The following is a 13,835-nucleotide window of genomic DNA, read 5'->3' on the forward strand; positions in this document are numbered from 1 at the left end:
TTTCCGGTTACCAGACGCCGAGCTCGTGAGCTGCGGTCGCCATGTTCTCGATCTCCGCGAGAATTGACTCGACGGGGTCCTCGTCCTCGGGGATCGACTGGCCAAACTCGGCCTCCCACTTCGCGAAGTGGTCGCGCTCCCAATCGAGGGTCATCTTCATCGCGCGTTCGACGTGGATCTCGCCGGTCGTATCGCCGGCCACCTCGAACGAACCGCGGTCGCCCTTGTAGAAGTGGCCCGATCCCGGCCAACCGGCGACGTACGGTCCGGACGACAGCAGCTTCGCGTGCTTCTTCTTCTTGCGGACCGTCGCCCACATCGCCTGTCTCAGCACCATGAGGGAGCTGAGGGTGTAGGCCTTGCCGGGTGAATCGATGTGGTACTCGAGGTATCTCGACGATCCCGACTGCGCGACCCGGTTGATCAGCTTCACGCTGATCCAGGCGAGGACGGTGTCGGTGTAGAACGGCTTGAGCACCGCGTCCAGCGCGCCGCCGAACGGACCGATGCCGTAGCCGAACACCGTCAGGTTGTTGCCGATGATGTCGCCGAGCGACTGGATACCGGCCGAGATCAACTCGTTCACACCGGGCATCGAGTGCCCGCCGGTGTTGATGATCGTCCCCTTCGACGGAGTCTCGATGAACTCCGTCTCGGCCGCGCCCGGTGCGTCGGCGGGGAAGTGGACGAACGGGAAGCCCTTTGGCGTCTCGAGCATCGTGGAGAAGAACTGTGACGGCCACGACGGGGCGCCGGAGATCTCGGTGTCGACCGACTCGACGAAGTCGTTCACGAACTCTCGGAACGTGCGGGTAAGTCCGTCGAAGATGGTGCCGCCGTTGGCCGTGCCCTCCATCTGGCCCGACTTGTCGACGATGTCGACCACGAGCTGACCCGCGTGGACACCCTGGTCGTAGGCGCCCGGCCACGGCTCCGGATCGCCCTCGCGCAGACGTCGGGTGACGACGGAGAACTCGCCGTCGTCGAGGATCGGCTTCGCCTTGTCGTGCCACTTGTCCCAGCGCGAGAAGAACATGCACCAGGTGGTGCCGGCGGCCATGTCCTGCAGGAACGACGTCGGCTTGATCACGATGTCCCACGAGGCGAAGCTCAGCGCCCCCGACAGCCAGGTGAGCGGGTTCATCGGGTCGTCGGGGATCTGCCAGATCGAGCTGTAGATCCGCCACAGATTCACGAACAGTGCCGTCTTGAGCACCCATATCGCCGGGCCCGCGAGGAGGAAGATGCGGGGGAACTGGAAGATCGCGGGTAGGAACGGATTCGACCAGCAGTCAATCCATTTCAGATTCTCGTAGTCCGTCAGGCAGGTGATGGCGAGGACAACGCGGCCCTTCGCATCGCGGCGCACTGTCTTCGACTCGTAGCGGCCGGTGAGCCGCACCCCGTTCTTCTCGACGTCGATGTGGAACAGCTCGCCCTCGCCGCGCTGCATGGCGCCGCGGCGGTCGTTGAGCCACTGGGCGACGGGATGCTCGAACGGGATCTCGACCTCGATCGAGCCGGTGTCGTTCTCGACGTCCTCGCAGTGCAGCTTCCCGACGTCGAGCAGAAGATGCTGGAGACGCTGATGGCCATCGAAGATGAAGATGACCGGAGGAGCGTCGCGCATCTCCTGCAGCTCGCGCTCCTGCTCGAGCGTCGCCTGCCAGATCTGCTCGCACTGTTCCTCGAGGTCCGCCCCGAAGTCGACGGTCGTCGTCACGCGACCTTCTCCAATCCCCACGGGCGCGACCAGGCGCGCGGCTGGACCAGCTCAGCGCGAGCGCCTCCGGACGGCGCCTCGGTGACCGAGATCGGCAGCAGCGTCTTCGGGGTGTAGGGCGGGATCTCGTGCTGCACCCAGTTGCCGTTCATCCGGCCGAGGAAGTTCGCGCCCGTCGCCGCCTTCGCGTGCAGGCCCTTGCGGTCCCGGCTGATCGTCACGCCGCCGTCGGTGTCGAGGATCTTCGGCAACGGGATCGTCCGGTTCGCCTGGGCGCCGGCAGGGACGCGTTTGTTCGGCTCGCCCTCCCACGACGGATCGGGGATGGTCCACTTCCCGCGGGTGAGCTTCCACGTGATCCGCATCGGCTGATCGGTCGGGTTGCTCACCTCGATCTGCCCCGAGCCCGAGGTGCCGGTCGTCTCGAAGAACGTGGTGCGGGGCTTGCCCATCCACATCGGATTGCCGGCGCGCAGCTTGTAGACGATGTTGAAGTACTCGTCGGCGAGCGGGTCGTCGCCGAGCTCGACGTCGGGCACCTCGTACATCTGGACCGTGAGCATCCGAATGCCCGACAGCTTCGTCTTCACCACCAGGCGGGCGTGCTGAAAGTTCTTGTCCCACGCGTCGCGGTGCATGGCGAACGCGAGCCGGAAGTTCGATTCCAGCCGCCCAGCCTCGAGGTTCGGGAAGTCGTCCTCGAACACGTGGAACCCGAGTAGCATCTCGCGGATCCCGTACGCCGTGTGCTCCCAGGTGCCGCCGATCTCGTCGGCATCCTCACTCCACTCCTGGGTGATGGGGGCGTCGTAGATTCCGTCGACCTGCTCGTCGGTGATGATCACGCCCTGGCGGCCCATGTTCGTCCCGGCGAGATCCCAACGGGTGCGGTCACACCCGAGCAGGCTGATGTCGATACGGCTCATCCGTTGCGAACCCTTCCTCCAGAGCGGCGACGGATGAGGGTCTGCTTCGCCCTACGGTCGCGTCGGTAGTACTCGTCCTCGTCGCGGAACGTCGCGTTGGTGATGAGGGTGATTCCGCGACCACTGCGGCCGCCGCCGGCGTCACCGTCGATCGCGTGGTGGACGGCAGCGAGGGTGTCGGATGCGCCTTCCCATCCGGCCAGCGCGGAGAGCAGGTCCTCGGGCTCGAACGGCAGGATCGTCTCGTCGTGGCCGAGCTCGTTGAGCGTGAGCGTCGGACCCTGCCCCAGGCGGCCGCCGACGTCGTACCACCCCTTGTTCAGGTGGTGCTCTTTCGCCTTCGTCGGGGTGCCGTACCGCGGGCTGCCGACGTAGCTGTCGAACACCTTCCCCTGCGACATCGGGTCGGGTGTCGGGGCGATGCCGGCGGCCGACCACACCTCGGGGCTGTACTGGCCGAGACCGTAGTACTTGCCGTTGCGCGCCTCGGGATTCCAGGTCGACTCCTTGTCGACGATCCAGTCGGTCGCCGCCCACTGCTCGCCCGCCCGCCACGCCTGCCGGATGCCCGAGCGGAACGCATCCTTGATCGCGTTGCCTGTCGACGGGGTGCCCGCACCGGCACCGCCGCCGGGGCCGAGGTCCTGACCTGGCGCCGGTCGTGTCGTGCCGGGATCGGTGATGGTCGGTGCACCACCGGGTGATGTGCTGCCGCCCTGCTGCTTCGACATCGCCGTCAGCCGGTCGTACTCCTGCTTCTTGGTCAGCTCGTCGTTCTCGTGTTTCGACCGGAGCGTCGCGAGGTCGCCCTCGTACTTCGCCTTGAGTTCGGCGGCGCGCTGTTCGTACTGCTCCTTGGAGAGCTGACCCGCCTTCTTCTGCTCCTGCAGCGCCTTCCGGTCGGCGTCGTAGCGGACCTTCCGGTTGGCCCGCTCGGTGTCGTAGGCCTGATCGCGACCGAGCTTCTCCTGGTTGTACTTCTGCTCCATCGCAAGCAGCGCCGACTGATTCTGTTGCTTCGACCCGAGATCGTCGGTGCCCGTCTTGCCGGTCGCCTGGTCGTACTTCGCCTTCGCCTCGGCGATCTGGCGGTCACGCTCCTGCTGCTTGGCGAGTTCGTCGGTGTCGTGCTTCGCCTTGAGGTCGGCGATCCGGCGATCGTGCTCAGCCTTGTCGATCTTCTTGAACGTGAGGTCGTCATCGATCTTCTGCTTCGCGGCCTCGTAATCCTGGTCGCGCTGCAGCTTCTGGGCCTCGTACTCGTCCTTGATCGACTTCGTCTGCGAGTCGCGCTCGTCCTGGAGTCGCTGGCGCTCCTCCTTCGAAAGCTTCGGGCCTGAGGTGGTGCCGCTGGCGTCGCCACCACGGTTCTGCGCGTTCTCGTACTCGACGATCGCCTGCAGCCAGCCCGGCTGATCGTTGACGTTGAGCGTCGTGAATACGTCGGCGAGCTGGCCCTCGAAGAACGCACCGATCGCGGAGCCGAATCGAGACGAGATGCTGTTGCCGGTGCCGGTCGTCGACGATCCACTGCCGGCACCCATGCCGCCACCGTTGGCGCCGTACTGGTAGCCGGCGCCCGGAGGCAACTGGACCCACGTGCCGTCGGGGCGCTGCACCCAGCCGCCGTCGTCGTTGCCCGGGTCGCTCCACGGCTGCGCCATACGCAGGAACGCATGGTTGGTGAACTGCGGGCTGTTCGGATCGGCAGCGGCACCACCAACCTGGCCGTTGCCGCGGCCGCCACCCATCTCGACGTTGGTCCCGTCGGGCAGCCTTCCCGCGGTGTGCCCACCGCCGGGCCCGCCGTTGTACCAGCCGAAGATCAGATCTCCCGACGATCCCGCTCCGGGCTGGAAGCCCATCTGCGCCAGCGCGTCCTGCTGACTCGCCGTCGCGAACCGACCACCCCATGGGTCCAAGCCCACCGCGTAGCGCGCGATCGCCGACATTGCTCCGGAGCAGTCGCCCCAGTGGACCCCACCCCAGACATACGGCGATCCCTCGAGCCCGTTCTCGCGAGGGAACCGGTTGACCTCGTCGGCCGTACGGAAGCCGCCGTTGGCGAACGTTGCGATGCGATCGATGCCGGTCGCGGCGAGCAGGCGCGATGTCGCATTGCTGGCGACGGCACCGAGGAGGCCAGACACGTTCGTCGGCAACTGGTCCTGCGGGACGAGGGCGTACCCGAAGAGGTTGGCGACAGTCGCGAGGATGTCGGTCGATCGCTTGCGCTTTCCCTGGGCGAAAGGAATCCACGCCTCTGCTGTGGTTTCACCCTCGGCGACGCGCGCCGGGCCCGCGGGAGTCGTGACGAGTTGCCCGTTGCCGGAGCCGCGCATGATCAGCGGGTCGGTCAGCGCCCGCATCCCGCCCTGTGCGAAGGCGGCGATCCGACGGCCATCGCGCCCGTAGTCGATACCGCCGTCCGCGCGACCACCTGCGATGCGGTTGCCGTTCTGATCCACAGCGGACGAGCCGCCGTTGACCTGACCGGGAGCGGCCTGGATGGTGCGGACGTCAATCAGTGCGATGCGGGTTCGCGCGGTGTCGTCGAGGCCCTTGTTGACGATCCCGAGCTTCTCCATGATCTTCTGGATCTCGAGATTGACCTGAGGGTTTGCGGTCGTCTGACTGAGGGTTGTGAGTTCGGCGACCGACACCTGCTTGCCCTGCAGGAGCTTGTCGATGATCAGACCGGCCTCGGGGGAGACGGCCGTGCGGTCGAGCCCCGCGAGCGCGTCGCGGGCAGCGACATCCTTCGCGTCGAACATCGACTTGTTCAAGTCGATCTGCGGATTCGCCTTCAACGCGTTGAGCACACTGACGTTCTGGCTGACCAGAAGGATCTTCGCCCGGGCGTCCGCATCGTTCGCCGTGATGGTCACCATGCCGTTCTTCGGCTGGGCCACTTCGATGTTCATCCGCTCCAGCGCGGCTCTGGTCTCCTTCGTGACCGCGGACTCCTCGACAGTCAGCGTCTTCTTCTCGGGCGTCTCGGCCCACTTCTGGCTGATCGCCGCGAGCTGTTGCGTCGCCTCCGGAGCACCCTTGAGCGCGACGGTGATCTCGACGTCATCCAGGCCGAGCTTGTCGGCGGCCGCGCGGATCTCCTCGGCGCTCAGTCCGTATTGGGTGGCGAGCTGCTGCAGCGCCTGCTGGTTGAGCTTGTTCCGCTCGGTCATGTCGGCACCGGATGCTGCCGCCGACTGCGTCGCATCGACGATCGACATCAGCGACTCGCGCAGCGCGGCACCGTTCGCCGTCGTGGTGTTGACGCCCAGCTCGTTGTCGAGCAGGGCGCGGCCGAAGCCCTTCGTCTTGTCGATCGCCTCCTGCGTCCGCTCGGCGACCTGGCGCATGACCTCGTTGTGCTGGGCGATCGCCTCGCCCTTCGAGCGAGCCGGATTGAGCGCGTCGAGCGCCGCCTTGAGTGCCTTCGTCTTGTCGCTCGCCGACGACGACTTGTCGCCGAGGATCCGCATCGCCTCACCGAGCTCGGTGACACCGGGAGCGACCCGGCTCGCGACGTCACGCATCTGCTCGAACGCGGTGCGCTGCTTCTCGACCCAGGGGAGCGCCGACGCGCCATCCTCGCCCAGCCCACGGAGCTTCTCGCGCAGCGTCTCGTATGCCCCCGCGCTGCCGGTGATCTGCAACGCGAAGCTGCGGTCGCTGATCCCGAGCTGATCGAGCGCGCGCTTCGCCTCGGTCGCGCTGGTCGCCGCCTCGTTGACCGCGCTCGTCTTGTCCTTGTCGAACGAGCCGGAGAACGAGAAGACCTTGTCCCACCAGCTCATGTGTTTGTCGGCGGTTGCGTCGAGCTCGGTGCGGTAGTTGGCGAGCACCTTGCCCTGCGCACTGAGGACGTCGTCGTTGACAGCGCCACGGCTGGCCAGCAGCGCCTCGTTCAGCTCGACCTGCGAGTCGGCCGACGCCTTCACCGCCTGCTCGTAGGCCCGCTGCTGTTCACGCGCCTCAGCCGTCTTGGACGCGATGGTGGCGAGCAGCACGCCCGCACCCATCAGGGCGACGTTCCATGGTCCGCCGAGAACCGAGACGAGACCCGAGCCGGCCGACTTGAGACCGGACAGCGCGCCAGACGCCGAGATGCCGTTGCTCCGGAGCACCTGCAGGTGTGCGCCGGCAGTCGAGATCGACGGATTCGCCTGCCGCACATAGTCGAGCGAGGTGCGGTACGCGCTTCCGAAGCCCGAGGCCGAAGTGCCAGCGTCACGCAGGTTCGACACAAGCGGCGACAGCGCGCCGTTCGCCGTGGTGACGTAACCGGGGATCGTCTTGAATGCGAGCCACCCGGCGACGAACGCGGTGACGAGTGCCTGGTTGTCGCGCAGGAATCCGGCTGTCGCCGACAGCAGCGGGTTGATGGTCTCCAGGACCGCCGCGCTCGTCTCGAGCGTCGTGAGGAACAGTTGCCAGCCAGAGACGCCGATCGCTGCCGATGCCTGTCCCAGTGCCGTCGCGATGTCGAGCAGGCTCGGACCGAGGTCGCTCACCGCGGAGTAGTACGCCTTGAATGCTCCAACGGCACCGTCGATCGCACCCGAATCACGCAGGGCGTCGATGCCCTCCTTGATCTTCGGGCCCCACTCGTCGAACACCTTCGAGTCGAGAGACTGGGCGAGCTGCTGAATCTTCGGGGTGGCCGAGTCCACCCCGCCCGTCATGCTGGTGAGCCAGCCGGGGACCCGGGCGAATGTGGGGGACAGGGCAGCGGCGCCGATACGGCCCATAGCAGCGCCGAGGTTGTCCCACGCGCCGCGGACCGTCGAGGAGCCGATCGTCTTGGCGGCGCCGCCGATGTTCTTCTCGATCGCGCGGAAGTAGGTCGCCGAGTCGACCTTGCCCTTGGACACCATGTCCTTGAGTTCGGCGGCGCTGACGCCCATCTCCTGCTGGAGCCACTGGTAGATCGGGATGCCGCGGTCGGCGAGCATGTTCAGGTCGCCGGTGTAGGCGACGGTGCCAGTCTGGACCTTGTTGAGGATCGAGCCCATCTCGTTGAGCCCGACACCGGCGATCGCCGCGGCGTCGGCGGTCATCCCGAGGTACTTGGTGAGCTGCTCGCCCGGCTTGATGCCGGCGGCGACAGCAGACGCGGCGATGTTCGCGGCGTCACCCAGACCGTACGAGGTGCCCTTCACCGAGGCGAGGGCCGAGTCCATGATCTTCGCCGTCGACTGCGTCGAATGGCCGAGCGCGGTGAGCTTCCCCTTCGCGTCGTCGATCGCGGTGAGCCGCTGCAGCCCCTTCGAGAAGGCGACACCCACCGCGGCGCCACCGGCCGCACCGACCGCGGCCGCACCGACCTTGAGGACGCCGAGACCGGCGACGAACCGGTGTCCGGCCGACGAGCCGGACGTCTCGGCTACTGCAGCGATCTGTTGCAGTGAGCCTGTGGTGGAGCGGCTGGCGGCCTGCGCCTCCGTGCTGACGGACCGGAGGCCGAGACCGAGACGCCGAGAGCCGGTCTCAGCCGCCCGCGTGGCATCCGTGGCGCGCTTCTGCGCCGCGGTCATGTTGTCCAGCGCGGTGCGGGCGTTGAGGACGGCGTCGCGCTCGCGGTTGCGAGAGGCGGTGACCCGCTCTTGCTGGGCCAGCCATCGCGATCCGGTTGTGATCCCCTTGGCCTGCAGCTCGTTGAGCTTCTCGACCTCGACCGCGCGGCGGGCGGCGGCGGCCCGCGCGGTCTCGTTGAACTTGCGGTGCTCCTTGGTGGCCTGGGCGAGGCCCGACTCGGCCACCTTGACGCCATCGGTGATGCCCGCCGCCAGCTGCTGGCCGGCGGTGCGACCCGCAGTCTTGAACCCGCCGAGCTCCTTGTTCATCGTGGCGGTGGTGCCACGCATCGACGGGATGACCTGCAAGGTCGCGTAACCGATGGTCGTCATGCACGCCCCCTTCCTTGTGCTCGGCGCTGCTCGTGTCGCAGCCGTGCTCGTTCGAGCGACGCCTTGCGTTGCTGTTTGCGCCGACTACCTCGGCGTTTGTTCAGGGCGGTCTGGATCGGGTGAGCATCGGCGGCCTTCTTGCCCCAGCGCGCCTTGCCGGTGATGGTCCAGAGGTCGGCGGTGAGCCGCTCGAGTCGGCTCAGCGGTCGAACGCCGCCGTTGAGCGCGGTGGCGAGTTCGGAATCGTCACGGGCCCTGAGCTTCTCGACGATGATGTGCAGCCGCCGTGCGCTGAGATCTCCCCGCCAGAGGTCGAGCAGGTCGAGCGCCGGATAGAAGTGGAGGATGTCGAGCTCGACCTCGTCGCCGTACCAGAGGAGTACGGCGACGAGGTTCCTCAGTTTCCCGAATCGGTGCCCAGGCCAAGGGCTTTGGTCAGCGCCGACATGAGCGGCGGCGCGACGTCCTTGTGCTTGGGCTGCATGATGTCGAGGTAACGATCGAACTCCGCGTCGCCCAGTAGGAAGATGAGACCCTCCTCATCGCGCCCCTGGGCGAACCGCCGCATGACGCGGCCGTCCCACTCTCCGATGTTGCGCGGGATCTTCGTGGCGAAGGTGAGCTTGCGCTCGACGGCCTTCTGCTGGACCTTCCCGTCGACCACCGCCGGCGAGCCGTTCTTGAGGACAGGCTCGTTGACCTCGACCGTCTTCTCGATGACCAATTCGACCGAGTCGTCGTCGCTGGTGGCCTCGTCGACGCGCGCGTCGTCGGCGGCCTCTGCGGTTTCCTGATCGCGTTCGGGCTCGGCCGCCGGCTCCTTCTTCGATGCCGACTTCTTCGCCGGGGCGCGCTTGGCTGGAGCCTTCTTCGCGGGTGCCTTCTTCGGCTCCGCGGTGTCGTCGACGTCGTTGTCGTCCTCGAACTGCTCGAAGTCCTTGTCGGTGGTCATGAGGTTGCAGCCTTTCGTTCGGTGGAGGTGCGCCAGATGTGCGGCGCGAGAGCGGCGAGCACGGGCCCCGCCGCGGTATCGGTAAGCCCGCCGTCGCGGGTCAGTTCCGAGTAGAGAGTGCGGATCTCGGTGGCAACCGAAGACAGAGATGCCGTCGCCTGCTCTGCGGCCTGCTCGGTCGCGACCTCGGCGGCCGAGCTCTCGATCGCCTTCGCCGCCTTGCGACGCGCGTACGGGGTGATCGGCGCGCCCGCTTCGATGAGGCCGGATGCCTCGGCGACGGTCCGGATCTCGTCGTCGGTGGGGATGCGTTGTCGCATCGGGGGATTCCTCTCGTGCAGCCTGCAGCCGGTTGCAGCCGGGGCCGACCACCCGGCGGGGCTGCAGTCCGCCGGGTGGCCGGGTCTCAGGCGGTGACGGTGACCGTGAGGGTCTTCGTCGCCTCGTTCGGAGTGGGCGAGGCCGAGTCGGTCACCTTGAAGGTGATCGACGGCGTGCCCGCGGCCGACGGCGTGCCCGACAGCAGGCCGGCGGTCGAGAGGGTGAGCCCGGCGGGCAGGGTGCCCGTCTTGGTCCACGTCTTCGACCCGGTGCCGCCAGTCGAGGTGAGCTGGTGGCTGAACGGAGTGCCGACGGTGCCCGAAGGGATCGAGTTCGTGCTGATCTCGATGTCGCCCAGGACGCGGGAGAACACGTCCTTGTTGGCGTCGTTGGCGTGATGCACCGCCACCTCAGCGTTCTCCTGGCCCGACTGGAATCCGGACATGTTCGTGATCTCGAACAGCGCCGGGCGGGTGGTGACGCGGAGGTCGATCGCGATGTCCTCGTCGACCGCCTTGTACAGCACCCAGAAGTAAGTGCCGCGCGGTGCGCCCACCTTGTCCGGGGCCGAGCCGGGGAGGATGAACAGACGGGTGACGTCGTTGTCCTCGAGGGCGGTGAAGCCGGTCGACAGGGCGCCCTTCTTCGCCTTCGAGCGGTAGCGCGGATGTCCGAGCCCGTCGTAGTGGGTGATCTCCAGCTCGGGGTTGAACGGGATACCCGCCTCTTCGTCGAGCAGGCCGACGAAGAGCCAGCCGAGCGTGTCGAGATCGGCGTCGAGGGCGGTGGGCAGGAACGAGCTGATGTCGTCATTCGGCACATCAGCGCGCGGGATCACCCACACCTCGGCTTCGTCCCAAATGTGCGAGGCATTCGGGTTGATGGTTCCTGGCATTGTGACGTCCCCCTTTCAAGGGCTCTCGTGTGTGCCCATGACGGGCGTGACAGACGCCAGCCGCGGATCGGCAAGCGCCACAAGACGACCGCGAGTGCGGACGCCAAGACTTGGTGGGGTCAGACGGAGATGGTGCGGGCGGTCGCGATGACCGTGAAGGATGCGAGGTCGCCGTCGTTGTCGCGGTCACGGTCGGTGATGACCCGGACGCCAGGGCGGATCCGCGCGATACCAGGCACTCGTCGGCACAGCAGGAGAGCGAGAGCGCGGTTGGCGTACTTCACTTCCCGGCCGTTCGTCCAGGTTGTGACCCGGACTGTCGAGGCCGTCGATACCGGATAGTCAGCCGGTCCTCCGTCGTCGAAGACGGCGAGGACGGGACGCCCGTCTGGTGTCCAGGCTCGTGGCAGCTCGAGGCGGACGTCGAGTTCGGGGAACGGCTGGGCCATCTCGGACTTGAGCCAATCCTTGACCACCTTCGCGGTGTCGCGCGGCTCGTAGAGCGGACCGGTCACTTCGAGCGAACCTCGAGGCCGAGGGTCGCGGCCGCCCGGGTGAGCACGCCGTCGCGAGCCTGCATCTCGAGGCCGCGCGGGTCAGCGATCGTGACCGACGCCGCGGCGCGGTCGGTGGTGTAGGGCTCCATCGTCACCTCGACGTCGGAGTCGACAGACGCCTGCGCCTGGCTGTAAATCTGCGACGCGAGACCGTTGATCGCCCCCGCGGTCTGCTTCTTGAGGATCTCGCTGATGCCCTTGCGGTCTGGGCGGAACGTGTTGGCCATCGTCACCCCTTCCCGCTCGTGCACAGCACCTCGGTGCCGTTGCGGCCGGTGCCGTGGGCTGAACGCCACTGGCCGACGTCGAGCTTGTAGCGGGTGCCGCGGACGGTCAGCTCGTCGTCGTTCGTCAGGTCGACTGCAGGCCAGAAGTAGACGGTGCATTGCACGCGCTGTCCGTTGCCGGCGCGGCGGGTGACACGCGATCCGGTGCCGGGTTCGACGGCCCGGGCGCGAAGGGGGACATCGGCGGCCGGGACGACCCTGCCGTCCTCGTCGCGCATCGGACCGCGGTGTCGCACCACGAGTTCCATCAGTGGCTCGATCCCGGCCGGAAGTATTCGATGAGCTCGCGCTGGCCGCTGAGCCACCGCGACTGGATCTGTCCGATCTCGAACGGCCCGATCTTCTCGGGGATTCCGATCGGGGAGATGACGAGCTCGCCGACCGAGTCGAGGATCAACCCCACCAGCTCCGGCACCTCGTCGAGGCTGTAGCCGTGGGTCAGCTTCACGGTCAGGCCGCGGTCCTCGCACGTCCACACGCCGCCCTTGCGGGTGAGCCACCCGTCGGCCGACCAGGTGTAGTCATCGCGGAAGGTCAGCTCGGCCTCGTCCTCGGTCACCTCGGTGACGTCGACGATCCGGCCGGTGCGGAGCAGGATCACCCGCTCACCGTTGCCGTCGACAGCGAGGGTGTCCTCGCGCTGGGCGATGACATGCCAACCGACCACGCGGCGGATGGCGCCGACGCAACCCGCGATCGCCTCGTTGAGACGTGGGGTTGTCGCCGGCACCATGCCGCCGGTGTGGGATTCGACCATGGCGGTCGTGATCCCTGCCGTGTCAGGCGTCGGAGTCGTCACTCTCGTCCTTCGCCTTCGCGGCGCGAGTGCTCGAGGCGCGCTTCGGCTTCTCGGGCTCCAACACCGCCTTGTGCTCGGGCGCGGCCTTCGGGAGATCCTCGGGCCGGTAGCGAACTCCGTCGACGATCTTCATCTCGAAGTCAGCCATGGCGATCAGCTCGCCACCGCGGTGATGACCGACAGGCGGTTCGGCTTCCAGATGACCTGCGCGGCACGCAGCTCGGCGCGGACGTACACCATGTTGCGCTGTGCATAGTCCTTGTGCTGGTTGAACGCCTGGATCGACAGACCCTCACGGTCGAGGAGGGCGACCTGCTTGAAATCGCCCAGCACCGCGGTGCTATCGACGAGGCGCTCCGAGGTGACACGCGGCCGGCCCCACAGCGTTCCGGGACCCGAACCGAACGGACCCTGGCTGTAGTAGCGACCGTTGTCGTCCTGCAGCAGGTCGATCTCGGCGTCCATCTCGGGGGAGAGGACGACGGCATCGACGACACCACCGGGCAGGCGGACGATGTCGCGGATCGCCAGACGCGAGGCTCGGATGAATGCCTTCGCCGACGCTTCGTTCACCGGGAGCCCAGCGCCCGCGACGTACGTCTTGCCCTGCACGCCCGAGGTGTTGAGGATGCCGCGCGGGTTGCCCGACGAACCGGAGCCGTTGAGCAAGTAGTCCTCGACGACGTTGTCCAGCGAGTACTCGAGCTCGCTGTTCATGTACGACGCGAAGGCTGGACCGTCCGAGAGGAGCTGGTTCGTCACGTCGTAGCCGTCGGCGTAGGTGAAGACCTTCGCGTCCGCGAGCGCGGTCGTCATGTCCGACACCGGCTTGAGCGCGGCGCTGTCGCTCGGGCCGGTCGCTTCCGGGACGATCGCGGCATTGCGGGAGACGCCCGTGATCTGGACGTACTCGAAGTTTCCGCCGGTGCGACCGCGGGCGATCAGATCGAGGAACGTCAGCCGGTTGCGGTCGACGAGATCGATCGTGGGCATCCGGATCGGCTGGATACGCGCGACCGGCGATCCGAGAGTCGCCTTGCGCCCGGCGAACCACTCGTCCAGCGAGCCGACTCGCGACTTGCCGATGTTGACGATCGAGCCGGAGCCGACGCCGCTCGGGTACTGCTTGACGAACGCCTTGTACTCCTCGCTCTTGATGAACGAGGTGCCGAAGTCGAGCGACTTGATCTCGCGGTCGCGGATGCGCTCAACCTGGCGGCCGGACTTGCTCGCGGGCTCGTCGTCGTCGCCTTCGTCGTCGCTGGGCTCGTCCGAGCCGGCGCCCAGTTCCGAGATCGCCTTCGCCGCCGCCTCGTTCTTCGCGATGCGGTCACGCAGGCCGTCGATGTCCTTGGCCAGTGTGCCGATCTCGTCGACCTGCTCGTCGGTGTAGTCGCCGTCGATGGCCTTGAGTTCTGCTGCCCGCGCGAGCTTCGCCGCGAGCTGCTCCTTGAGGGTCATCC

12 protein-coding genes are annotated in these 13,835 nt (G+C 67.2%); all 12 read right to left on the reverse strand.

Going from position 1 to position 13,835, the window contains the following annotated elements:
- Nucleotides 1-7 precede the first annotated feature (7 nt).
- The 12 genes from QSJ19_RS00965 to QSJ19_RS01020 all read right to left on the reverse strand — a co-directional run bounded on the left by QSJ19_RS00965 (nucleotide 8) and on the right by QSJ19_RS01020 (nucleotide 13,833).
- Nucleotides 8-1,723, reverse strand: coding sequence for a Gp37-like protein (locus QSJ19_RS00965; protein WP_286317832.1), 1,716 nt, complete (start codon nucleotides 1,721-1,723; stop codon nucleotides 8-10).
- Nucleotides 1,720-2,649 carry a hypothetical protein gene (locus QSJ19_RS00970; protein WP_286317833.1) on the reverse strand — a complete coding sequence of 310 codons (930 nt, stop codon included), beginning with the start codon at nucleotides 2,647-2,649 and terminating at the stop codon, nucleotides 1,720-1,722. Before QSJ19_RS00970 ends, QSJ19_RS00965 begins: the two co-directional genes overlap by 4 nt.
- Nucleotides 2,646-8,561: an aggregation-promoting factor C-terminal-like domain-containing protein gene (locus QSJ19_RS00975; RefSeq protein WP_286317834.1), complete on the reverse strand. Its 5,916-nt coding sequence runs from the start codon at nucleotides 8,559-8,561 to the stop codon at nucleotides 2,646-2,648. The genes QSJ19_RS00970 and QSJ19_RS00975 overlap by 4 nt, the downstream gene beginning before the upstream one ends.
- A gap of 397 nt (nucleotides 8,562-8,958) precedes the next feature.
- Nucleotides 8,959-9,513 (reverse strand): hypothetical protein, encoded by a 555-nt coding sequence (locus QSJ19_RS00980; RefSeq protein ID WP_286317835.1) that lies wholly within the window; start codon nucleotides 9,511-9,513, stop codon nucleotides 8,959-8,961.
- Nucleotides 9,510-9,833, reverse strand: coding sequence for a hypothetical protein (locus QSJ19_RS00985; RefSeq protein ID WP_286317836.1), 324 nt, complete (start codon nucleotides 9,831-9,833; stop codon nucleotides 9,510-9,512). Before QSJ19_RS00985 ends, QSJ19_RS00980 begins: the two co-directional genes overlap by 4 nt.
- An 86-nt stretch (nucleotides 9,834-9,919) precedes the next feature.
- Nucleotides 9,920-10,729, reverse strand: coding sequence for an Ig domain-containing protein (locus tag QSJ19_RS00990; RefSeq protein ID WP_286317837.1), 810 nt, complete (start codon nucleotides 10,727-10,729; stop codon nucleotides 9,920-9,922).
- Nucleotides 10,730-10,848: 119 nt separating this feature from the next.
- On the reverse strand, nucleotides 10,849-11,244 hold the full coding sequence (locus QSJ19_RS00995) for a hypothetical protein (RefSeq protein WP_286317838.1): 396 nt from the start codon (nucleotides 11,242-11,244) through the stop codon (nucleotides 10,849-10,851).
- Nucleotides 11,241-11,513 (reverse strand): hypothetical protein, encoded by a 273-nt coding sequence (locus QSJ19_RS01000; protein ID WP_286317839.1) that lies wholly within the window; start codon nucleotides 11,511-11,513, stop codon nucleotides 11,241-11,243. Before QSJ19_RS01000 ends, QSJ19_RS00995 begins: the two co-directional genes overlap by 4 nt.
- A 2-nt stretch (nucleotides 11,514-11,515) precedes the next feature.
- Nucleotides 11,516-11,821, reverse strand: a complete 306-nt coding sequence (locus tag QSJ19_RS01005; protein ID WP_286317840.1) for a hypothetical protein — start codon at nucleotides 11,819-11,821, stop codon at nucleotides 11,516-11,518.
- Nucleotides 11,821-12,330 (reverse strand): hypothetical protein, encoded by a 510-nt coding sequence (locus QSJ19_RS01010; protein WP_286317841.1) that lies wholly within the window; start codon nucleotides 12,328-12,330, stop codon nucleotides 11,821-11,823. The genes QSJ19_RS01005 and QSJ19_RS01010 overlap by 1 nt, the downstream gene beginning before the upstream one ends.
- Nucleotides 12,331-12,352: 22 nt before the next feature.
- On the reverse strand, nucleotides 12,353-12,520 hold the full coding sequence (locus QSJ19_RS01015; protein ID WP_286317842.1) for a hypothetical protein: 168 nt from the start codon (nucleotides 12,518-12,520) through the stop codon (nucleotides 12,353-12,355).
- Nucleotides 12,521-12,525: 5 nt separating this feature from the next.
- Nucleotides 12,526-13,833, reverse strand: coding sequence for a phage major capsid protein (locus QSJ19_RS01020; protein WP_286317843.1), 1,308 nt, complete (start codon nucleotides 13,831-13,833; stop codon nucleotides 12,526-12,528).
- Nucleotides 13,834-13,835: the final 2 nt, after the last annotated feature.

Source organism: Gordonia sp. ABSL11-1 (assembly GCF_030315685.1).
GTDB lineage: Bacteria > Actinomycetota > Actinomycetes > Mycobacteriales > Mycobacteriaceae > Gordonia.